This is a genomic window from Paenibacillus sp. UNC217MF, from assembly GCF_000686865.1.
Taxonomy (GTDB): Bacteria; Bacillota; Bacilli; order Paenibacillales; family Paenibacillaceae; genus Paenibacillus_B; species Paenibacillus_B suaedae.
Genome location: NZ_KK366029.1, coordinates 208,181 through 231,788 on the forward strand (window position 1 = coordinate 208,181; position 23,608 = coordinate 231,788).

A 23,608-nucleotide genomic window follows, 5' to 3' on the forward strand; every position below is an offset into this window, starting at 1 on the left:
CATCGACCGAAGAAGTTATTTCATTCATTGAAGGAAAATGGATTAATACATGAATCAAAGAAATACAAAGAAAACGGGAGATCGTAAATGTTGCGATTCGCCCGTTTTTTTTGATGTTCCACGGAAGTGAAATCGCCGCTCAAGGCTGAATTTGGCCGAATATGGCGGCCTAGGGGCTGGACTGTTGAACAAAATCCTAGCTTTGGTACATATAAGAACAAATACCGCCACTAAAAAAGATAGAAACTCTTCCATTTTTTTGTTGGGCAGTGTTACACTTTATTTACTATACTTTGAATTTCTTAAGTGAATCCGAGGTGAAATACAGCTATGAAAAATAGAAATGTTACAGGTATTGTATTGGCCATAATTTATTGTATTGTCCTTTTTGTGATTTTAACTGATGCACCCCCTGGTGAAGCTCCAAATAATCCGCTATGGGTATACTCAATGATTCCACTTGGAGCTGTTGTAATTACCTTCCTCTTTGATTATGTCATCAAGTTCGATTTGTTCGATTTCTTCAAAAAAAGAAAGAATGAAAAAGAATGAATGGAGGAAAAAATGATAGAATCAAAAATTTTCAAAACATTTCTTGCAGGAGTTCTGCTCTCTACATCTATTTCAATTCCAGCCAAAGTAGATGCTAATAAAGAAAAGTATGAAAACCTGCAAACCGGCCAATAAAAGAACCCTCCAAAACTAGAATTCTGGAGGGTTCTTTTATTTATGTCATTAGGTTGATTAAGTCCTGGTTCCTATGCTGCGGGAAGAATCGATGCGATGCTTCCTTGGCTGCTTATACAGGCCTTGTAGAAGGCCATTGCAGTACAATGCCGAGCTGCTGCAGCTGCTTCTGAAAGGCGCTAAGATGCTTCTCGTCACTGCGCACAGCACGCGGCACAATACCTTGATTCAGTGCATATGCAGCCAGTGCGCCAGCTGATTCGCCAATGTTCCATTCTGCTGGATGCACGCGGTAACAGCCATTGGTAATATGCGTTGTTCCGATATTTTTACAGGCGGGAATCAGATTGTCCATGCGAATCGGAAGCAAGCTCCCTAACGGAATTTGGAACGGCAAGGAGGAGATATCGATATAGTTTTTGCCTCCGGTCGACGGATGAAGGTCAATCCGATAGCATCCGATGCCAACGGAATCAGCAAATGTCTCAGCAGGCTGACCAGGACGACAGTCGGTGGCTATGTGCTGCTCAAGCACAGTGAATTCTGCTTGAATCCGTCTTGATTCCCGTACATAAGGATACATGGCGAATCCGTCTGCTGTGCCGGCGACATCCGGCCGCAATCGCAGGCCCGGATAGCCGACGCCTCCGTCGGGACGCGGTGCTTCTGTCTGCAGCCAGTACAGAAGCGATAGGCTGAGCTGCTTGGCATCGAATAGGCTCCGCTGCTTCTCCTCTTCGCTTACATCGATAATCGAACCAAGCCAGTAGTCATTCTGCGGCCAATTGACGACCGACACCGGAGTAGGGAGTACTCCAGACGTTTGATCATACAGAGAAGGGTTCGTAATTTGCCGATAATGGAACAGCGGGAACTTCCCTGTCTCCCAGAAGAGGGAGTAGGTGATGGGCTCCAGCGTCGTTGGCTTAACTGCCGTCCAGCTTAGCAGGCGATCTGGCCAGAACGAAGGCTGATATTGGCTCCAGAAGTCATAGCGTGCAGGCTTCGGAATTGTATGATCGCCTTCCTTGTCATAATCAACGGCGTAGCAATAAGTGAAGCCCTGCATATTCTGCGGTTCAGGGTCGCCCGGCACGGCGTGCGGTTCGCCAGTATCACGCTGCGATTCTGCACCTGTGACATACTCTGTACCCGAGAGGGCAAGCAAGTCTCCGCATTCGGTTGCGTCGAGGAAATACGCCCCAGTTAGGACATATTCGTTGCCAGCTGCATCCTGAGCGGTCACCGCACGGATGCGGTCGCCATCAACCTCGGTATTGGTAGCGCGGCATTGCGTCAGAATGGTAAGCTGTCCGTTGTTCACATAAGGGAATAACATCGACTCCAGCACAGACAGAGCTACGCGTGGATCATGGCAGAGGCGGCTTACAAGGCCGCTTCCAGGGTTCAGCTCTGGGTTCGAGCGAGCATTCATGGCCAATGGGAGATGTTCGCGATAGTAGCGGCGTATTTCATTGCGGAATTGCCTGTATGTCTGCGTGCAGCCGAATTGTTCGATCCACGGATGCTCGTCTGGCGGAACCAGTTGGCTTGTCAATTGGCCGCCGATACGGGCGGTCTCCTCCGTCAGTACCACTGTCTTACCTAATCGACAAGCGGAGAGAGCAGCTGCACAGCCTCCTACACTTCCACCAATAATAACGAGCTCGGCGTTCTTCTCCATATTCGGTGAGGGTGACACTCGATCAGCTCCTTCGCAATATTTTCCAATTAATACTTACCCCAATCAGTATAGGAAAGAATCATACTGCTTCCCATAGAATCTGATTGCTATTGTTGGTAGATTGAATGCTAGTTGACTGAAGTAGGGAGAGTATGCGGATTGGTGTCTAATTTTCCAGGCCGGTTCGTTGCATAAAAAAAGTAGACACGCGAGGCGGAAAGAGGGATGCGCCAATACGTGTCTATGTTCAGAAGGGGGGATTCCTCATGCCATAAGAAATCCGTAATTTCGTTATTGCTTGATACGTTGTTCGATCTTCGCTGTAATGTCTTTCTTCTCTTTCATGTACTGCTCCACGACTTCGTAGAGGGTCACGCCTGTATCAAGTGACTTCTTATCCTTAAACATGGCATAACCGTCGCCACCGGCGATTAAGAAGTCATTTACAGCTACGCGGTACGTTTTGTCGGCTTCCACCGCTTTACCGCCAACCTTCACATCCGATACACGGCTTCCTTTTGGCTTTTTGATGTCGAAGGAGAATGTGATACCAGCAACTTGAGGGAAGCGGCCGGAACCAGCTTCGATCTCGCTAACGCCATTTTCCAAGGCTGCTGTCAAATCACTGCCCTTCGCCTCAACAACAGCAAGTGTATTCGGGAATGGAAGCACATCATACAAGTTGCGCTTCGTAATATCGCCCTTCATGATGGTTGTGCGAATACCGCCTGAGTTCGTTATGGCCAGATCGGCTTCGAATCCAGGCATTGTACGCGTGCGCGCCAGCATGGCATCTGCTACTAAGTTGCCCATAATCGTCTCCTGCTTCCGCACTCTGGCACGATCGCCGTCCAGATCTACGCTTGCAGTAGCAATTTTCTCGTTCAATAGGGAGTCGGTTTCTTTCTTCAGAGATTCAACAATGGCAGCTACTTCTAGATCTGGCTTCGTCGCTTCATCGTACTTGATCAGTCCACCGGAGAAATGAACCAAATCCTTGCCGTGGTAGTATAGATCAACACGGCCAAGCGATTTCGCATATTCCCAGTCCTGCACAATATAAGTACCGTTGACGAGTTCAGGCTGATCCACTGGTGTATGCGTATGTCCGCCTACAATGATGTCGATGCCTGGAACCTGCTTGGCCATTTCACGGTCATAGGATATTCCTGTATGGCAGAGGACGATGACATGGTCAGCTTCCTCGCGCAGCTTCGGTACCCATTCCTTCGCGACTTCGATCGGATCCTTGAACGTCAAGCCCTTGACGTTGTCAGGATGCGTAACGATTGGTGTATCTGCAGTGACCAATCCAAGAATCGCGAATTTCTTGCCGCCGACCTCTTTCATGACGTACGGCTGCAGGAGGTTCTTCCCTTGTGCATCGAATACGTTCGCAGCGAGTACAGGGAATTTGAACATCTTCGTCAGTTTCGTAAGCTGCTCGTAGCCGAAGTCATACTCATGGTTGCCGGACGCCATGAAGTCATAACCAAGCGCGTTAGCCAGCTTTGTTGCGGTTTCCCCTTTGGACAGGTTCACATAAATCGTACCTTGAATCATGTCGCCTGCATCCAGCACCATGGAATTCGGGTTCTCTGCACGAAGCTCCTTCATCAACGTAGCGAGCTTAGCGTAGCCCATTTCCTTCGCTTTCTCGTCTTCTAACATATGTCCATGCGTATCGTTCGTATGTCCGAGCGTAATATGTGTCGTAATGGCATCGCCGAGTGCTGTGAAGAACTGCTCGCGTGTCACCGTATCTCCTGTCACTGCTACATCAAGCCCTGCCTTCTTGGCTACAGCTTGCAGTGTCGCAGCAGGAACCGGACGATGGAGTTCCTTCCATTGCGCTGCATCCACGATGTTGTTCTGCTTCGCCCAAGTGAGCGCTTTGGCTGCCCATCCTTGGATGGATGGATCAATGGCTTTTACTTCTTTTTCCTTGTCTTGTACGCGGGCAATCATCGCCACTGCTTCAGCAAGTGTGACTGGGCGATCAAGCGCCAGGCCATCATTGGATCCGGTTATGTAGCTTTTCGATTGCATCCATTCCAGGTGGTTAATTGGGTTCACAGGTGCTGCAAATAATGATCCAGCGAATAGAGTACTAATCAATGTTGTCAGAACTGCGGCAGTACCTAGCTTTTTCTTATTCATAAACGGACCTCCATGCTTGCTTCATATTTGAAATGTATATGTAATAGATATGAGTGATATATGTATCGTAGGACACGGGGGTTGGGAGATTGTTAACTAGAACCTAAGAAATTGTAAATTTCAACTTCGTCGATGTAGGGGGACTTTGGCGTTGTTATGTTGCACGCTGGGCAGCCCGATGGGCTTAATTTCCCCCAAATCAAAACAAATGATTGGATATGCTTGAATAGAATTCATTTCGTTCGAGGAGTGGATGTAGATAGATGCATGCTGAAATCAAATTCATTCATCACGTCGGCCATGTAGTCTCCGATATGGAAGCTGCGCTTGAGCTGTACAGAAAACTGGGATTTGTGTGTTCGCCGCCGTCCTATCCGGTGATGTCCGAAAATGAAGGAGAACCGTCGAAGCCGTTCGGAGCGGCTAATGCGCATGCCGATTTTGCAGGCAGTTTCATCGAAATCGTAACCGTTGCCCAACAAGGCGCGAGGATTCCTGACAATGCCCAGCTCATCCCGCTGCAGGCATCGCCGGACGTGCTGCAAGCAATAGTCGAGAAAATCAGACGGACTGTCGATACCATCTCTAGATGTCTGTCTCGTTATGAAGGAGCGCATATTCTTAGTTTCGGTACCGAGGACGCTGACAAGACAGCGCATCGTTTCAAAATGAGAGGAATCGGGCATAGCGGCGTTAACACCGTGCAGCGGCCTCTTGAGGTATCCAAGGGAGAGGTGATTCAATTGGTTCCCGTTCGTTATTTGGAAATCGACGGGGACAATGTACTTGAAGGGCGTCTGGCCGTAGCGGAAAATCCACCCTCAACCATCATGGAAAAGCAAGTGCACCCCAGCCATCCGAATGGAGCCACGGATCTGGTCGAATCAATCCTATGCGTAGACGATTCCGAACTAGACGAATTAACTCGGCGATATGGCCGGTACTTGGAATGTGAGGCTCAGACAGATGGAGTGGCACATTTTTTTAATTTGGAAAAGGCTCGTATCACGATTGTCCCCGAATCGAGGCTATCAGAGCTTCTGCCGGGAGAGACGGCACCCCCAGTTCCGGGATTTGTCGGGTATGTAGTAGCAGTACGTGATATCTCCCACACCCGATACTATCTTGAAAGGAATGGTGTGCCGGTAGTCGAGATGGCTTCGGGTGACCTCTTCATACCAGCTGCTTCGGCACTTGGTACTGCTATCGTGTTTAGGAAAGTAGCCGCAGAGGGGAAGCAGGATATTCGTTCACGAAAAAACCGCCCCCATCTCATGACAGATAGGGGTGGTTTGTCATAGAACTCAAAGGCATAGGCCATTGAACCTTCAAAAACCTACAGCTCATCGAAGCCGTTGTCATCGCCGACCTTGCCGTAAGTGCGGGACTTCGCTTCGAAGAAGTCGGTCTTCGTTGCATTCAAGGCTTCGTCCGAGAAAGGCTTAATCCACGGCATGCAGTTTACGTCAACGCCTTCATACAGCTTCTCCATACCGATAAGGCTTAACCGGCGATTGGCAATGTGCTTAATGTAATCCGACAATTCATGCAGATCAATGCCGCGTACCTGCTTGAGCGTATAATGGGCCCAGTTGGTTTCCAATTGTACAGCACGGTCAATCGTATCGTACACAAATTGGCGGTTAGTCTCGGTATTCAACTCTGGGAAGTCCACAAGCAGCTGCTTGAACACCTCACCGAAGAAGTAGCAATGCTGGTTCTCATCACGCTGAATGTAGGAGATCATTTGGCTCGTCGCCATCATCTTCTGATCCCGGGCTAAATTGTAGAAGAAAGCGAACGTACTATAGAAGAAGATCCCTTCCAATATCAGATCCGCTACGAGTGCTTCAAAGAACGTCTGAGGTGTTGAATTATCGCGGAATGTCTGATAAATGTCCGCAATGAATCGGTTCCGTTCAAGCAGCACACGATCATGTTTCCAATATTCGAAGATATCCTTCTGCTCTTGCTCGGATACGAGAGAGGACAGTACATAGGAATACGATTGGTTATGCACGACTTCCTGCTGCGCAATGATAGCCGATATGGCTTCTAGCGATGAGTCAGTGAAGTAGTTCTTCACATCACCGACAAACATCGTCTGCATGGAATCGAGCACAGCAAGCAGCGAGATATTGATTTTAAATGCATGCTTCTCTTCTTCGTCTAACAGCGGGAATTGCTGCGCATCCTTCGCCATCGGAATTTCATCCGCAATCCAATGATTTTGAAGGAGTACTTTGTACAATTTATACATATGCGGCATACGAATGTCGTTCCAATTCAATATGCCGGAGCATTCGCCTAGAATAATTCGTGTCGATTGATTCGGTGCTTCTGTATTGAAGATGAGCTGCCGATTCAGCTCACGATCTAACAATGTCATAGAACTCTTCCTCTCTATACACCTTATTCCCCGTGCACAATCATGCACAAATTGGTTGCTGTCAAAGTCAACCAGTAGGAAAGGGCTGTGCTGCTGTATGTAACGTTCAGTAGCCCTTCCCGATCTTATGAACGGATTTCCGTAACAGTGCGTGTTCAAAAAGGCCACTTCATGATTTACTTCGTGATCAAAAGCGGACTTTTTGAACAACCTCTAACAGTGATTCGAGTCCGTCGCTGGACAATGGGTGCGTTACGAGCTGCACGCTTCGCATTCTTCCACGGTTAATGCTTGACTGCGCACGTAATACGTTGACTTCAGCCCAGCCTTCCATGCATGGAGATGGAGAGAAAGAAAGTCTACAGCGCGAATATCCGGACGTACATATAAGTTGAAGCTCTGTGCTTGATCGATATGGCGCTGACGTGCCGCTGCCATACGAATGGACCAGTTCTGGTCGAGACGGAAGGCTGTCTTGTAATACCACATTGTCTTCTCCGATAGATCCGGAGCAGGATTGGCAATCTTGTACGTCGTCTTCTCCTCATAGCTAAGCAGGTCATAGACTGGATCAATGCTTGCCGTTGAGCCCGCAATAATGGAAGTAGAACCGTTCGGAGCTACCGCCATCAGCCATGCATTGCGCATGCCGTTCGCCTGTACCTTATCCGCAAGTTCTTGCCACTGTTCGGTCGTCACGAATTTGCCTTGGTGGGTGCCTGTTGTATATTCTCGATCGGAGAAATAGCGGCCGTTCTCCCATTCCGATTGAGCGAAGAGCGGATATGCTCCTTTTTCCTTAGCAAGCTCCATGCTGGCCTGAATCGCTAGGTAGTTGATCTTCTCATAGAGCGCGTCATTATATTGCACGGCTTCTTCGGACTCCCACGCGATGCCTTCTAGGGCAAGCAGGTGGTGCAGGCCGAAGGTTCCAAGTCCAATTGCGCGATAGCGGCGGTTCGTATGCTGCGCCTGAAGCACCTCAATGCGATTAATGTCGATAACATTGTCGAGCATGCGTACCTGAATTGGAATAAGTCGCTCCAGAATATCGGCACGCACAGCACGTGCTAGATGGACTGAGTTCAGATTGCATACGACAAAATCACCAGGGATCTTGCTAATAATAATGCGAGACTGTCCATCCTGAGTGGTCAGCTCCTCTTGCTCAACGAGGGTAGGCGACATATTCTGCATGATTTCCGTACACAGGTTGGAACTGTAGATCATGCCATGCGCCTTGTTCGGATTCGCGCGGTTCGCGGCATCCTTATAGAACATGTACGGTGTTCCTGTCTCTAGCTGCGACTTCAAGATACGCTTCATAATGTCGATCGCAGGCAGTGTAATGCGCGGCAGGTTTGAATTCGCAACTGCCTCGGCGTATTTATCGCGGAACTGGCCTTGACCACGCTGCTCGTCGTAGAAATCCTCAAGTCCAAGTGGGCGTCCATGGTTATCCTTCCAGCCCATGATCTTCTTCACTTCGTGAGGGCAGAACAGATGCCAATCCTCCCGGTTCTCCACCGCCTCCATGAACAGATCCGGCAAGCTCACCCCGTGGAAAATATCATGCGCCCGCATGCGCTCATCCCCGTTGTTCAGCTTCAAATCGAGGAAGGACAGAATATCCTTGTGGAACACGTCCAAGTACACTGCGATCGCGCCTTTGCGTGTGCCCAATTGGTCGACGCTGACGGCTGTATTGTTAAGCTGGCGAATCCAAGGGATAACACCTGAGCTTGTATTTTTATGTCCGCGAATATCGGAGCCGCGTGCCCTGATCTTGCCGAGGTATACGCCGATACCGCCGCCCATCTTGCTGAGGCGGGCTACATCGGTGTTGGACTCGAAGATACCCTCCAGCGAGTCATCTACTGTGTCGATGAAGCAGCTGGATAATTGTCCGGCCACCTTCTTGCCTGCATTCGCCATCGTCGGTGTAGCAGCGGTCATGTATAGATTAGCCATTGCCCAGTATGCTTCTTTAGCCAGCTCTACTCGGCGCTCTGCCGGCTCCTTGTGCATCAAGTACATAGCAATGATCATATAACGTTCCTGCGGCAGTTCCATCGTGCGGCCTTCGAAGTCAGTGGCGAGATACCGCTCTGCTAATGTCAGAAGTCCAATGTAGTCGAAGATAAGATCGTGCTCCGCTTGAATGGATTGTCCAAGTTCTCGAATTTGTTCAGGTGTGTAAGCTTCCAGCAATTCTTGACGGTAAATCCCAAGATCGCATAGACGAGAGATAAGCTTGTAGAAATCTCCGTAAGGCTTATCCGGATATGCCTTATAGTTGCGATGGAGGGCGGCCTCCTTATATAGCTTCGTTAATAAGGAATGTGCGGCAACGAACTTCCAATCCGGTTCTTCCTTCGTCACTAATTCCAACGCAGTCATCATGCTGGCTTGGGTAATATCTGCAGCCTGTACGCTGCTGCTGCGCAGCTTCGACAGCAAACTGCGGTACCAGCGCTCACGATCAAGCTGAGGGTAGGGAGCCATCATTCGCTCTCCGTAGCGCTTAATGCGATCCGCATCGAACGCAAGGGAGCGATTGTTAGGTTTGTGAACGGTGTGGACGATAGGTGTAGTCGTCTGCATTCGTGAGTATTCCTCCTCGAATATCGAATTGAGATGGAGCTTAGCTATCTATGTCGGAGTCGTTCAGAAGAAATAAAACTTCAAGTTGAGTGCTGGTTATGTATCCAAGATAAAGGGCTGATAATAGGCCTGAATGAAGCACTCTTCTGTCTAAGCGCATAAGAACAGCGCGTGCGCCATGCATGGACGCACACCTTCATCATTCTCGACATTCCGATATGGCTTATACAAGTTGTCATCTACCTAGCGATTGTTACCAAGCTCCAAAAACGAACCTCGAATACAGCGTAAGGGTTATCCGTTGTTGCTGTTCTCGAGGCCATTTGCACTTTATGCGTATTGGTAGTAGTAATTCCTTAACAATCACAACATGTAGATATTCCTTTGTAAATATACTACAACATATAGGGTAAGTAAATAGGCGCAAGGTGATAAATGTCACTGGTTTTGGAGTGTTACATTGGCAAAATTCCTTGCCAGCAGGCTTGTCCGAGGGATGTAAGCGGGGGGCAAAAAATATTTTTTTACTGCGATTCCTTGCTGAGGGAAGGATGGAGGGAGATGTTGTGAACGCATATGGTGAAAACCCTGTTTGTCCACGTACAGTGGACATAACAGATTCCAGTTGATGTCGAATAAAGAGGAAAAAGGACGGCAGCCAGAGTTTGTGCGACATTTCATTTGAATGCATTATCGATGTACTGGCTGCACGTATGTATGGGAAGAGGGTTGAACTGTACTCTCTTTTTCCCGCTGAATCGATCACGGAGTAGAGGCACATTCGATATAAAATACATATAGAAATTTTCTTAGATTTAGTTTGCAGGAAGTGGACTTGCGGGATTCCTCCAGCTCTCGCATTCGCAGGCGTACTTCTTGAAAATCGAACAAACGCGCCGCGAAGTATTCAAAGGTGGGGTTGCCGTAATCGCTCAATCCGATAGAGGACAAGTTAGTAAGCGCTTGCAAAGTTAATCGTCTAATTCGCTGTTCTGTTGCACGCACATCGCGCTTGAGATGATCTCCTGCAGCTTGACCGTGCGATGTTACTTGTTCGTAGATCGTTTTAAGTGGCGGCAAATCTTGAAGCAGTCGTTGTTCCTGTTCTTGTCCCTTCAGCCATTTTACAATCCGAATCATATCAGGGGCACCAGCTTCCCCGACAACCCCTAGTTGCAGGAGCAGTGATCTGGCTTGCTGTTCTATATTCTTCTCCTGTTGCACAGGTGCTTGCCCCTGCCATGCATGCAGGGCTTCCGTTCCAGATACTTCGAAGACGCGAAGTGAATTTCGGATAGATTGCATGGATTTCTCCAATCGCAAATGGTCGGATACGCGCCGAAGAACAGACAACACCTCCAAGCGATTGATAGGCTTTTGGATGAATGTGTCCACCCCTTGTTGGTAGGCCTCGCCGATCATTTCTTTGTTTTCGACTTGGGAGATCATGATGAAGCGGCCGTTGTAATCATGTTCGCGCAGTGACTTTACCGTCTCAATTCCATCGCGACCCGGCATAAGCAAGTCAATGATGACAATGTCTGCATGGCTGACAACCTCTGCCGATACATAGGAGCCGTCACCGGCCTCGCCGACGACTTCGCCAAGACCACTTTCGCTAACGATCCGCATAAGCATTTTACGAATAGCAGGGTCGTCCTCGACAAGATAGAATTTTAACAAGTGAACACCCTCCTCTCAAGTTAAATGCTCTACAGGAATCCGAATTTGAAAACATGTATGTCCGGGAGTGCTGGTTACGTCAATGTCGCCCTTGAATAGCTGGACGATGTCAGTGGCATGCGATAAGCCAATGCCTGTTGAAGAGTTACCCTCAGCATCGAATTTAGTTGTATATCCGGGATGGAAGATCAGTTCAAGATCGTCTGCCGAGATGCCAGGCCCGTCATCGATGATAGAGAACAAGAGGAGCCCGTCATGCAAATCAACCTGCAAATCGATTCGACCTTCCTGTGGTATCGCTTCAACAGCATTGGATGCAATGTTGTTCAACACAGAGAGAAGCGGATAGATCTCGGTGGTAGAGAGATTCATGTTGCAGCTGGAATGTAAATGGATCTGCTTTCCGAGCAGCAGGCCGTAGTTGGTATTTGCCCTTACGACCATGGCGCATAATTCAGCAATCTGAATGCGTTTGGAGAGCATGCGTTCCTGATGAATGATTTTGAATAGGCCAGATAGAATGCGCTCGGAGTCTTTCTTCAGCTCATGTACATGCTTGGCAATCTGCAATGCTTGTGCTGCATCTGCATAGAGCCGCTGCTTGAGCGATTGATACAGCCGATAGCTTTCGCGCGTAATTTCTTCAATATGGGACATGGACTTGCGTAAATAGAACGCTTCTTCGAACAGATCGGAATTGATCATCATGAGACGTTCCAATTCCAGACGACGCTGTTCTGCCTGTGCCCGAACTTGTCGAATGGCCAGCATATTGCACAGACCTACGGCGAAGAAGCTGCGCAGCAGGCCAACGAGAATGATGAGCAGGTATTCCTGATAGCTAATGTTGGACGGAGTGCCCGAGGCAATGCGAACGAGCAGCTCCACACCATTGGATGCCATATCGGCAAGTGCGCCGTATATCGCGACCTTCACATGATATTCCACATTCGCTTTCAATTTGAGCAGGGAGATGATGGCGGCGAAGGTGACGTAGTAAAAAAATACAGGCATGTGCTGTGCAAATCCAAGAGGAATGGGGATATCATAGAGCAGCAATCCAAGCGCGATCCGGAATACGACAACGAATGCCCCTACTGAGATACCCGTGGCAAGCACAGGAACCGAGAACCACAGCAGCCCGAAAAAGAAGGCCATGATGCCGAGCGAAAAGCGAAAATCACCGCCGAATGGGGTGATTTTCATCTCACCGAGCAGCCCTGTGGACAATAATATGATGCTCCAAATAAGCAGCCTCTGGTCACGCAATCGAATATGAACACTCCTTTCCGCAAGCTCCGATACTGCACGTGTATGCTGATGCCTCTTCTTATCGTACCGGAAAAGAGGGTATGTTGTCTTGTAGAATTATCCATATTCAGGAATGTTTGTGCTCCAGCCTGCGTGAGGCGAGGGATAACAAGTAATTGACTATGCAATAGAGCAGGGCGGCAAACAAGAATGTTGGAATGACGTAATTGATATTTTGCCCATTAATGATCTGCACATGGTTCATCAATTCCGGCAAGGCAATGACGACGGCGAGTGAGGTATCCTTCAATAGCGAGATAAATTGGCTGACGATGGGCGGAACCATTCGCCGAAGCGCGATGGGAAGAACAATATGTCTTAGCGTCTGAGTCATAGTTAGCCCGGATGAGCGTCCTGCTTCGAGGAGTCCTTTTTCAACTGAGTTCAATCCACCCCGTACGATTTCAGAAATCATGGCCGATTCAAAAATAACAAGTGCGACTATGGCCGCTGTGAATTTATCCAGCTTAATCCCGATCTGCGGCAGGGCGAAATACGTAAAGAAGATGATCAACAATAGGGGCAGGTTACGAATGATCTCCACCACGATGGCAAATAGCTTGCCTAGAATGGGGACTTGGGCATACCGAACGGTTCCGACTATGACGCTGATGATAAAGCTAATGATGATGGACACTATGGCGACTTGTAAGGTGATGAGGGCGCCTTGTAGCAAAAACTGCATATTAACGGGGGACAACGCTCCAATGAAATCCATTATGCTTCGACTCCCTTCACACCTTGATATTTATGTTCCAAATAACGAATACCGAAGCTGAGCGGAATCGTCAGCACCAAATAAAACATCGCGGCAAAAATATAGGTGCTAAACGTGTCGAATGTATCGGAATTGATTAAGTCAGCTTGATACATGATGTCTGTAGCGGACAGAACAGTGAAGATGGATGAGTTTTTGACCAAGTTCAAAAATTGGTTGCCGAGCGGCGGAATAACCAACTTGACGGCCTGTGGCAGGATGATATGCCACATCGCTTGTGTATAGGTCAGTCCGGAAGAGCGAGCAGCCTCCATCTGTCCCTTAGGGATCGCCTGAATTCCAGCACGGATCACTTCCGCAATGAAAGCAGAAGTATATACGGTCAAGGCAGTAAGACCCGCCACAAATGGGATAAGGACGGTGCCAATTACGAGCGGAAGCCCGACCAGCGTAAAAAAGGCAATGAGCATCAGTGGGATGTTGCGAATAAATTCAACATAGATCGTACCAAGCCATTGAAGCGGCTTGACGGGTGTGATGCGAAATACCGCGATGATTGCACCTAGAATAAAGCTTGCCACGAGTGAAATCAGGCTGGCAGCCAGCGTGCCTCCCAGCCCGATCAAGTAGCGATCCAGATGCTCGCTCAGAATCGAAAAGTTGATAAACATCAATGTTCCTCCCTCGTTGGTAGGCTGGATGAACCCGAAAGAGGGGATGAGCGGCCAGCGCTTATCCCCTCACCGGAATCCGTACGGACATGACGGTCTGTTAGTTTGGCTTTTTGCCGATCCATTTCTCGTATATTTTGTCGTATTCACCGTTCTCCTTCAGCTCTTTCAAGGTGTCGTTCACGGCTTTAACTAGTTCTGCTTCTCCCTTGCGAATGCCGATGCCATAAGGCTCTTCTGTAAATGTCTCATCCAAGACACGGAAGTTGTTGTCCTGCTGAGCCATTCCATACAGCAGGGCGTTGTCAGTCGTCAACGCATTGCCCTGCTTAGCCTTCAAGGCTGTAAATGCTTCTGCATAATTTTCAAACTCCAGAATTTGCGCGTCAGGTGCAGATTCGCGAATGTTTTTGGCGGATGTAGAGCCTTTGGCTGTGAGTACCTTGGAATCATTGGTCAAATCCTTAATGGAGTTAATAGGGCTGTCAGCAGGGACAAGCAGGGACTGGCCGGCTGTAAAATATACATCTGAGAAATCAATCTCTTTTTTGCGCTCGTCGGTTATCGTCATGGTTGCGATAATGAAGTCTATGTCGCCATTTTTGAGCATTGGAATCCGTGTCTTCGATGTCACCTCCATGAACTCGATCGCATCCTCATTGCCCAGCACTTTTTTGGCAATTTGTTTCGCAATATCAATGTCCAAGCCTTGCACCTTTCCGGTGGCAGGGTCTTTCAGTCCAAATAGGTTCAGGTCATACTTCACGCCGGCAATAATTTTGCCCCGATTTTTGATTTTTGCAAGGGCGTTTTCTCCTTCAGAGGCTTGATTTCCGCAAGCGGATAAAGCGCTTACAATAAAGGCGGCTACAATTGTCATGCTCATCAATTTCATCCAACGTTTCATGGGATATACACTCCTTTTCATCGCTTATCATTTAGTGATTCAGTATCCGGCTAAGGAATAGCTGGGCACGCTCTTCGCGCGGTTTTGTAAAAAAGGAAACAGGCTCTGCTTCTTCGACAATCCTTCCCTGATCCATGAACACGATGCGATCTGCTACTTCCTTGGCGAAGCCCATCTCATGGGTAACGACGACCATCGTCATGCCTTCCTTCGCAAGCGTCCTCATAACGTCGAGCACTTCTCCGATAGTCTCAGGATCGAGTGCCGATGTAGGCTCATCGAACAGCATAATTTTGGGCTTCATCGCGAGTCCTCGCGCAATGGCAACACGCTGCTGCTGACCACCAGACAGCTGAGAAGGATAGGAGTTCGCCTTATCAGCAATGCCAACTTTGTCCAAATACAGTCTTGCTGCTTCCTCTGCTTCTTGCTTAGACATGCCTGCTACCTTTATCGGGGCGAGTGTAATATTTTGCAGCACCGTTTTATGCGGATACAGGTTGAAGTGCTGGAAGACCATGCCGATATTGCGCCGCAGTCGATTAATGTCAGTAGACTTGTCGTTTACGCGTATCCCGTCGACAATGAGCTCGCCGTCGGTAATCGTTTCGAGCCGGTTAATGCAGCGAACCATCGTGCTTTTCCCCGAACCGCTTGGGCCGATGACGACAACGACTTCCCCTTGCTTGATCGATAAATTAATGTCCTTAAGCACATGAAAGCTGCCGTAATGCTTATTGATTTGATGGAAATGTATCATGGGCCTCCTCCTTTCGCCGATCTATGGATTCGGATGCGGTATAGCACACAGCGTAATGGAAAAACAACTGAAAATGACGGAATCCTACAGCCTGGGTGTAAAAAAATTTTTTGAGTTATGCGGTTGACAAACGAGAAGTGCCGTAATACATTGTATGAGGAAAAACAAACAAGCTTTGTTAGGTGAGGCTCCTATACGAACAGAGGCCACTGCCCAGAAATATCGAGAGATGCCCATGGGTAGAACAGGAATTGTCGGATTAAGGCTCTTCTTAAGGTGGCTAAGGGAATGAATCCCTTTACGTTGTATAGTGCTGAAGCTCGACGAGGAGGGCTGGAACGGGATAGGCAATATCCCAGTTCTTTATTGGCGCATGCGTAACCCTTCGGCGAGCCGAAGGGTTTTTTTCGTATGATGAATCAATTAGACAGGAAAAGGCGGTGATTACGCATGGACGGAAGCCCGAGTCCGAAGACACAATTGCATAGCTTTGTGAAACCTTGGAACGGGAGAACCTTGATTCTCCTTGCTTTCCTATGCGTTATTCACTTGCCGACACCGATACATGGGATGGCTTATTTCGTCATGTAAGGAAATGGAAGTGTCGTTCAGAAGTACTGCACTTCCGTTGCTCCGCGATGAAATTCGTTCAGCCCGACCGTAACCGGCTATATACTTGTGGAGAATGACAGCTTTGATTGGTGATCGAAGATCATGTCATATCGGCAGCAGGGTACTCGTATGTGCGTTTGTACATGGAGTATTCAGACTTTGGATAGTCGAGGTCTGCTGGTATGAACCATATCCACAAGCGAGTGACATCCGTGAAAAGATGAGGAATTTCCCCTCTTGTGCGGAAGAAGTATGCGCATGCAGACAGCAAGGAAATGAAGGTTCGGGTCATGCAGACCTCCCTGTAGGCAGGGAGGTCTTTTTGCGCGTACTTTGGTGCATGAGAAGGAGGAATTCACTATGGAAATGAAGGTTAATCAAACTAAACGTAAATGGCCTAAATATGTGTCGCGCAGAGATGCAGATAAGGAAAATGCGAGGCTGGAACAGCGTCTCATCGAGGCATCGGAGTCTCATGTCGATGATGTGCTGGAAGAGTTGAAGACGAAGCCGTACGGCTTGGACGAGATGGAGGCAATGCGCCGCTTGGAGGAGTACGGCCCTAATCAGGTTGCGTATGAGAAGCCGCCTGCTTGGTACATTCAGCTGCTACGATGCTTCAAGAATCCATTCATTCTTGTTCTGCTCGGTCTGGACGTATTCTCGGTGCTTACGGATGATACAGAGGCCGTTATTATTATTTCGACAATGGTCACGATCAGCATTATCATTACGTTCACGCAGGAATTCCGCTCTTTGCGCACAGCGGAGAAGCTGAAGGCGATGGTGAAGACGACAGCCGCAGTTATTCGCGGCGGGCAGAGCCGTGAGATTGATATGGAGCAGCTCGTTCCTGGGGATATGATAAGGCTCGCGGCAGGCGATCTCATTCCTGCAGATATCCGCCTTCTGTCTGCCAAGGACTTGCTTGTTATGGAGTCGGCGCTGACGGGAGAAGCGATGCCGGTAGAGAAGCGGGATATTGGGGTCCTGCCTGAACAGCGCCGCATTAAGGCGATTAAGACAGCTAAGCAGGCGTTGGAGCTAGATAATATGGCGTACATGGGGACGACGGTTGTCAGCGGATCCGCGACAGCAGTTGTCATTGCGACAGGCTCGCAAACGTACTTTGGCGCTATGGCGCATAGCTTGGTCGGAGCACGGCCCATGACGAGCTTCGAGCGCGGCATCAATAGTGTCAGCTTCGTGCTTATTCGCTTTATGCTGGTGATGGTGCCGATTATCTTTTTCATCAACGGATTCTCGAAGGGCGACTGGTGGGATGCGCTGTTCTTCGGATTGTCAGTCGCAGTAGGGTTAACGCCGGAAATGCTGCCCGTCATTGTGACGTCAAATCTGGCGAAGGGTGCGATGGCGATGTCGCGCCAGAAGGTAGTCGTGAAGCGGCTCAATGCGATTCAGAATTTGGGCGCGATGAATGTGCTGTGCACGGATAAGACAGGAACCTTGACGCAGGACAAAATTATACTGGAGAAGCATTTGAACATCCATGGGGAAGAAAGTGAACAAGTGCTTCGGTACGCGTACTTGAACAGCCGATATCAGACAGGGCTCCGCAATCTGCTCGACCATGCGGTCGTAGAGCGGGCAGAAGAGCAAGGCCTTGCAGGTCTGGATCTGGATTATACGAAGGTTGACGAGATTCCATTCGACTTCAATCGCAGACGGATGTCTGTGGTCTTGTCTAGAAAGCAAGGGGAACATGTTCTGATCTGCAAAGGCGCAATGGAGGAAATGCTCTCAATCAGTGATTCCATGCTAGATGGCAAACAGGTCGTTGGCTTGGAGCAGGATATGAAGCAGCAGTTGCTGCGCAAAGCGAATGAAATGAACGAAGATGGGCTTCGCGTCATTGGTGTAGCGATGAAAGTTCTGCATGATGGAAGTTCCCGTGAATCCTACAGTGCTGCTGATGAGCAAGGGCTTGTATTCGCTGGCTATATCGGCTTCCTGGATCCGCCGAAGGATAGTACGGCCCCTGCAATTGCAGCGCTGCTTGAGCATGGGGTAGCTGTGAAGGTGCTGACTGGAGATAACGATGTGGTGACGCGCAAGGTGTGCCGCGATGTGGGCATCGACACAGGTCGTATTGTGCTAGGCAAGGAAATTGATGAGTTGAGCGATACGGCGCTTGCGGAGCTGGCTGACAAGACGACGGTATTCGCGAAGCTGAATCCGATGCAGAAGGCGCGGATCGTTCGTGCCCTGCAGGCGAAGGGGCATACGGTCGGATTTATGGGTGACGGCATTAACGATGCAATCTCTTTGAAGGAAGCGGATATTGGCATATCGGTTGATACTGCGGTGGATATTGCGAAGGAGTCGGCAGATATTATTCTGCTCGAAAAGTCTCTTATGGTGCTGGAGAAGGGGATCATCGAAGGTCGCCGCACGTTCGGCAACATGATCAAGTACATCAAGATGACGGCCAGCTCGAACTTCGGCAACGTGTTCAGTGTACTCGGCGCGAGCTTGTTCCTGCCGTTTCTGCCGATGCTGCCGCTGCATCTGCTCGTGCAGAACCTGTTCTATGATGTGTCGCAGCTGTCGATTCCGTGGGACAACATGGATAAAGAGTTCTTGAAGAAGCCGCGTACGTGGGACGCGAAGTCGATTGGCCGCTTCATGCTGTTCATTGGGCCAACAAGTTCAATCTTCGACTTCCTCACTTATGGATTGATGATGTTCGTCTTCGCTGCGAATTCACCTGCAGATCAAGCCCTATTCCATTCCGGTTGGTTCATTGAGGGGCTGCTGTCGCAGACCTTGATCGTGCATATGATCCGTACGGAGAAGGTGCCGTTTATCCAGAGTCGGGCGAGCCTTCCTGTCATGCTGCTGACGGGGCTCATTATGCTGGCAGGCATTATGATTCCGTTCTCCGAATTCGGAGAAGGGATTGGCCTAGTGCCGCTACCATTGTCGTATTTCCCTTGGTTGGCTGCTATTCTGCTCGGTTACTGCATTTTGACGCAGTCCGTCAAGAAATGGTATATCCGCCGCTTCAACGACTGGCTGTAAGGATCGAGAATGTAAGGATTGACTGTAAGAACTGGCTGCAATTCAATTATCGATTCAATCTCGAACCTTGCTATCCTTTTCGATAAAAGCAAACAGATCGAGTTCAGCAGCTTCATTGCTCGAACTCGATCTGACATCATACCATCTACGATTTCTACAAGGGAGGCTATCAAAGTAACAGAGCTAACGCTAGCTAACCATGTACGTGATAGCGCCTCCGTCACTTGGTCTAACGCTGTAACATTACTGCATATTGTTTACGGTCTTCACGATATCCGATCCCGTGCCAAGCTTGTAGCCTTGGAGCTGGTAACGGATGCGGTGCTGATGATCCACGACAACAACGAGCGGGTATTCTTGCCCGTTCCATTCCGGCAAGGAAGGAAGCAGAGCTTGCAGAGCCCCTCCATCTTCATCCACGCTGTATGTTGTATGCTCCGGCATGCCCTCAAGCTTGAATTCGCCGCGATTGCGCTGCGTTTCTACCATAAGCGCAATCTGGCCTCCCCATTGATCGAGCTCTGCCTTGAGCTCGCGCAATTCTCGCGCGAGGTGCTTGGAAGGCTCCCGTTCTGGATCGAGCCATGCAAGGACGATTCCTTGCTCGGGAATATTGAGATCCGCCTGCGCGGTCATGAGTTCCCACTGATTGGCCGTCACTGTACCGAGTACCGGAACATGAATCTCTTCCTTACGGAACACGATAGGCACCGATGTTGTTGTCCCGTCTTGCACCGAGAAGAAGGTTTGGCGAACTAGCACCGTTCCGTCGCTAAGGCGAGTTCCCGTTGTCATTCGATAGTCGCCGCTCAGCACCTCGTAAGGCTTGTCGTACATATCTTTTTCACCATATGGGAAGGTCAAGGTACGGTAACTACCCTTCTCGAATCGAGAAATGGTGAAATTCAAGTAATAGGCAGCTTCTTGATCTCCTTCTCCTCGTGTAAATACGACGGAACCAGTAGCGGCAGCTTCCACAGGCGCCTCGACGGCATCCTGATGGAACAGGGCATCTTGCCACGCGCCATCCATCCAGAATTGCGGACGTGTATTCAGCGGCTCAAGTCGCGCTGGGATTCCGATGCTGCGCGCGATTGCCACGAAGCATACATCCCGGCTTACGCGATCAGCCAGCTTCAATTGGAATGCGCCGACTGGCGTAATCATGCCATTGTAGCGATCGATACGGCCTTCAAGTGTTATGTCATTGGCCAAGCGCTCAACCAGCTGCTGCGGATTGGCTGTATAGGCCGCCTTCTCCTCAGCCGTTAGATTGGCTTGGAAGAATGCGCGATAAGGCTTGATCATTTCATAATAGGCACGCGGACAGAGCACATAGGTTGCGAATAGCTCCTCATCCTTCACCTGCTGCAGATAGGGAAGGGCACCCTCCAAATGATCGCGCAGTGTCTCAATCATCGTGTCTTGTGTATCTTTCTCGTGCAGCGATTCGAGCAGTCGGAGCGGCCATTCGCCATGTTCCGGTGTGCAGGATTCGAGGAAAGACGCTATTTCATGACTGTTCCCACGTGCATGACGTAGTACCGTCCATACACGATCTGCAGGCAGGGAGAGCTTGCGCGCCAATTCCCCAGCCTGTTCTTCATTCATAAATGTAGCTTCGTATGCGGCACGTGTTGCTGTACCGTGCTGGACACGGTTATCGTTCGCCTGAAGTTCCTCGTCTGTCATCCGATCTTCACTCTTGTCTGGAATCTCTGGCGGCGGCACCATATTGAATTCTAATACTTCGTGCTCCGGTGGCTCAGACTGGAGCGTTACGGTGAAAATATCCGCATCTCCGACCGAAATATCGCGGAAGCCGTAGCCTTGCTCGTTGCGTACGTGGATAAGGAGGTCGCCATATCCCGTTGTGAATGCTACTTGTCCATCCGCGTCGGTTGGCAATGTCGTAACAGAGTAGAATTCAGCGAAATTGTACATTTGGAAATGAACTTCGGCCGGCGTTGCTTCTCCTTGCTCATTCACGACTTGTATTGTAATGGTCTTGCGCGGCGCATAATTGCCGAGCAGGTTGATCTCGGTATACCAAGGGTGGCTGGAACACGTTTCCTCGGGCCCGTTATAATCAGCAGGAACGCGCGTATGCACAAGCATGGCTCGGCGTGAAGGAGCCTTGAACCAGCCTTCGTTCAGGCGTCCCTCCGGCTCACATGCACCGAGGAAGTACCATGTGCCATCCGCCCAAGCTTCCACCCATGCGTGGTTCGAATCACAATGCGCCCAGCGCGGCGTGTAGCATTGGCGCGCCGGAATGCCGACACTGCGCAGTGCGGCGACGGCTAGTGTCGATTGTTCCCCGCAGCGGCCTAGAGCCGTACGCATCAGGGTCAGTGGAGATACGGTACGCTGATTCGTGCCGACATAGGTTGCTTTCTCATGACACCAATAGTTCGTTTCCAAAATCGCATCGATCATGGATTTATCCTTCACACGATTAACGAGCTCGTGATAAATCACTTCGCGATTGTCGTCGATATTCTCATTGTTGACCCGGTAGGGGAGGACAAAGTTCATGAAGATGTAATCTGGAATGTCTTTTCCCCAAGGAAGCGCCTGACGTGTTGCTAGAGTGCGGCGCACATGAGCTAGGAAGAAATCCCCGTTATAGTCAGCCAAGTCGTGAATTGGCATGTAGGCGTACAAGTATTTCAAGAGTAAGCGTTCTTCCCCGGTCAGCTCTTGACTGAATACACCGAACAGCTCTGTTGAACGGTGCTTGGCTAATTCTTGTTTATAATGAAACTTATCTTCGATCTGTTGAAGGAATGTGCTATCTGCGTAGCCAGTTGTACTCGTCATCTTGTTCATCAACTCCGTGTGTGGAATGTCTGTGATGCAGTGATGGTTCATGTATGATTGTTAGTCCGGTCGAACTTGGTCATTGGAACATCGGTTACTGCTACTGGTTACTGGTTACTGGTTACTGGTTACTGGTTACTGGTTACTGGTTACTGGTTATGTTATCGATAACCACAAGAAATGCAGAGAACGGATGTGCCGAAGGCTTGGAGCATGCATGCTGCGCAGCAAACCTATTCGCGCCACACCTTCCCATCCTCTTGAATGCGAATCCACTGCAGTCCGTCCTGTGACTTGGCAGACATGAGGAAGGTTCCGCTTGTTGTCTCAATGACAGGTTCAATGCTGCACACCTCTTCGTTCATTAACGCAGACAAGGTTGGTGCATAATGTCCATGCGCTGCATAATGCTGGCGCTGCCGGTAATAGAGCTTGCGCAGTTCCCACTTAATCAGCTCATCTTGCGTAAGTTTAAAGGAGGGTTCTGGCTGATTCGCCTCGGCGAAGACGACGAAGCCCCATAGCTCTGGATAATGCATATTAATAATGCCTTGCGGGCTCCATACCCAGTTACACTCTGGATAAGGGGCGTTCGTATCCGGATTGATTGTCTTTACGTACTTTCCGTTCTGCACTTCAGCACGCCACTCGACACGGGAGAAGTTAATTCGCCAATACTCCTCATGACGCGGCAAGCGTCCCTCTGGCGCACATTCCTTCAGCGCGCTCCAAGGCATGGCCACTTCAATGCTCCAACCCTTGTTGTCTGCATTTGGATTATTCACTTCGCCATCAATATGTACAGCAGTTCGAATACCGCGAATATCCCAGGAATTAATAGGTGGACCGCCATCACGGTAAGGCTTCGGCAGCAGCAAGTCCCATATCGTGTTGAAGGCGTTCATTTCGAACTCATAGTAGTTATGCGTGTCGCCGTCGGGATCAATGAAAATCTCGAAATCATTATCGTAGAAAATGACGGAATCTCGCTCCGTCAATGTCGCCCATATCTGATCTTCTTCCATTTCGGCACCGAAGTATAAATACTCGTCATCCCAAAGCATTTTGACCCGTGTGCGCTTGAACGGCCGTGGCTTCAAATCTCCCTCAATATCAACAAAGTCGTCTGTCCACGGGGCATTCGCCCAAAAAGGCTTATCCAATCGTCCATCAAGCTGTAACGGTTCTGCTGTGCGGTGGCAAATGTAATGCTTTGGCTCGAATACGATATTCGGTTCAGGAACGCCGCTTCTATCCATCTTCCATCCTCCTCTAGATGAATGCATGTGGTAGGTGTTGGAGAACACACAAATACGCAAATATGGCAATGAAGATAAAACTTATCCTTATACTAGATGGATATAATCGGATATTCAATAGGGAAACGCGATTTTCGGCGAAAAAAAGTTATCGGTATCACAAAATGTCGAACATGTCGGTTTCGCTGTTGTATCTGAAGATAAATAAAGAGAGCATCCATGAAGAATGCCCTCTTCGTAACTGAGTATATTTTCTATCCATAGTAACAACGATTGCTTATGCTTGCTTCATGAAGAA

General features: G+C 49.2%; 17 protein-coding genes and 1 riboswitch. Of the genes, 4 read left to right on the top strand and 13 right to left on the bottom strand.

Features of this window, described 5'->3' with window-relative positions; all coding sequences use genetic code 11:
• Positions 1 to 330 precede the first annotated feature (330 nt).
• Both BP95_RS0125260 and BP95_RS34340 read left to right on the top strand, forming a co-directional pair.
• Complete coding sequence (locus tag BP95_RS0125260; RefSeq protein ID WP_028533523.1) at positions 331 to 552, top strand: hypothetical protein; 222 nt, start codon at positions 331 to 333, stop codon at positions 550 to 552.
• Between the two features lie 12 nt (positions 553 to 564).
• The gene (locus BP95_RS34340) at positions 565 to 687 is read left to right on the top strand and encodes a hypothetical protein (protein WP_265332113.1); all 123 of its coding nucleotides are present in this window, start codon (positions 565 to 567) and stop codon (positions 685 to 687) included.
• Between the two features lie 112 nt (positions 688 to 799).
• Here the strand turns inward: BP95_RS34340 and BP95_RS0125270 are convergent, their stop codons facing one another.
• Together BP95_RS0125270 and BP95_RS0125275 are read right to left on the bottom strand one after the other, a co-directional pair.
• On the bottom strand, positions 800 to 2,371 hold the full coding sequence (locus BP95_RS0125270) for an FAD-dependent oxidoreductase (protein ID WP_036667609.1): 1,572 nt from the start codon (positions 2,369 to 2,371) through the stop codon (positions 800 to 802).
• A 291-nt stretch (positions 2,372 to 2,662) separates the two neighbouring features.
• Positions 2,663 to 4,531: a bifunctional metallophosphatase/5'-nucleotidase gene (locus BP95_RS0125275; protein ID WP_028533525.1), complete on the bottom strand. Its 1,869-nt coding sequence runs from the start codon at positions 4,529 to 4,531 to the stop codon at positions 2,663 to 2,665.
• 263 nt (positions 4,532 to 4,794) lie between these two features.
• Between BP95_RS0125275 and BP95_RS31380 the strand changes: the two genes are divergently transcribed.
• Positions 4,795 to 5,832, top strand: a complete 1,038-nt coding sequence (locus BP95_RS31380) for a VOC family protein (protein ID WP_021256297.1) — start codon at positions 4,795 to 4,797, stop codon at positions 5,830 to 5,832.
• Between the two features lie 35 nt (positions 5,833 to 5,867).
• Here BP95_RS31380 and BP95_RS0125285 read toward each other — a convergent pair whose 3' ends face one another.
• From BP95_RS0125285 to BP95_RS0125325, 9 genes are all read right to left on the bottom strand, one after another.
• Entirely contained in the window at positions 5,868 to 6,899 is a 1,032-nt protein-coding gene (locus BP95_RS0125285; RefSeq protein ID WP_175460769.1) for a ribonucleotide-diphosphate reductase subunit beta, read from the bottom strand.
• Between the two features lie 273 nt (positions 6,900 to 7,172).
• Positions 7,173 to 9,524, bottom strand: coding sequence for a ribonucleoside-diphosphate reductase subunit alpha (locus BP95_RS0125290; RefSeq protein WP_021256295.1), 2,352 nt, complete (start codon positions 9,522 to 9,524; stop codon positions 7,173 to 7,175).
• Positions 9,525 to 10,286: 762 nt separating this feature from the next.
• Positions 10,287 to 11,207: a response regulator gene (locus BP95_RS0125295; protein ID WP_021256294.1), complete on the bottom strand. Its 921-nt coding sequence runs from the start codon at positions 11,205 to 11,207 to the stop codon at positions 10,287 to 10,289.
• A 15-nt stretch (positions 11,208 to 11,222) separates the two neighbouring features.
• Positions 11,223 to 12,476 carry a sensor histidine kinase gene (locus BP95_RS0125300; protein WP_021256293.1) on the bottom strand — a complete coding sequence of 418 codons (1,254 nt, stop codon included), beginning with the start codon at positions 12,474 to 12,476 and terminating at the stop codon, positions 11,223 to 11,225.
• Positions 12,477 to 12,585: 109 nt separating this feature from the next.
• Entirely contained in the window at positions 12,586 to 13,236 is a 651-nt protein-coding gene (locus BP95_RS0125305; RefSeq protein ID WP_021256292.1) for an amino acid ABC transporter permease, read from the bottom strand.
• Complete coding sequence (locus BP95_RS0125310; RefSeq protein ID WP_028533526.1) at positions 13,236 to 13,907, bottom strand: amino acid ABC transporter permease; 672 nt, start codon at positions 13,905 to 13,907, stop codon at positions 13,236 to 13,238. Before BP95_RS0125310 ends, BP95_RS0125305 begins: the two co-directional genes overlap by 1 nt.
• Positions 13,908 to 14,007: 100 nt before the next feature.
• The gene (locus BP95_RS0125315) at positions 14,008 to 14,814 is read right to left on the bottom strand and encodes a transporter substrate-binding domain-containing protein (RefSeq protein WP_021256289.1); all 807 of its coding nucleotides are present in this window, start codon (positions 14,812 to 14,814) and stop codon (positions 14,008 to 14,010) included.
• A 31-nt stretch (positions 14,815 to 14,845) separates the two neighbouring features.
• The gene (locus BP95_RS0125320) at positions 14,846 to 15,574 is read right to left on the bottom strand and encodes an amino acid ABC transporter ATP-binding protein (RefSeq protein WP_021256288.1); all 729 of its coding nucleotides are present in this window, start codon (positions 15,572 to 15,574) and stop codon (positions 14,846 to 14,848) included.
• 167 nt (positions 15,575 to 15,741) lie between these two features.
• A riboswitch (M-box (ykoK) riboswitch) is annotated at positions 15,742 to 15,913 on the top strand.
• Between the two features lie 373 nt (positions 15,914 to 16,286).
• Entirely contained in the window at positions 16,287 to 16,478 is a 192-nt protein-coding gene (locus BP95_RS0125325) for a hypothetical protein (protein ID WP_028533527.1), read from the bottom strand.
• A 68-nt stretch (positions 16,479 to 16,546) separates the two neighbouring features.
• Between BP95_RS0125325 and mgtA the strand changes: the two genes are divergently transcribed.
• Positions 16,547 to 19,228, top strand: a complete 2,682-nt coding sequence (gene mgtA, locus BP95_RS0125330; RefSeq protein WP_081819973.1) for a magnesium-translocating P-type ATPase — start codon at positions 16,547 to 16,549, stop codon at positions 19,226 to 19,228.
• A gap of 243 nt (positions 19,229 to 19,471) precedes the next feature.
• Here the strand turns inward: mgtA and BP95_RS0125335 are convergent, their stop codons facing one another.
• A complete protein-coding gene (locus BP95_RS0125335) occupies positions 19,472 to 22,051 on the bottom strand; it encodes a transglutaminase-like domain-containing protein (protein WP_036667611.1) in 2,580 nt (859 codons plus the stop codon).
• Between the two features lie 233 nt (positions 22,052 to 22,284).
• Positions 22,285 to 23,310 carry a carbohydrate-binding family 9-like protein gene (locus tag BP95_RS0125340; protein WP_028533530.1) on the bottom strand — a complete coding sequence of 342 codons (1,026 nt, stop codon included), beginning with the start codon at positions 23,308 to 23,310 and terminating at the stop codon, positions 22,285 to 22,287.
• Positions 23,311 to 23,608 lie beyond the last annotated feature (298 nt).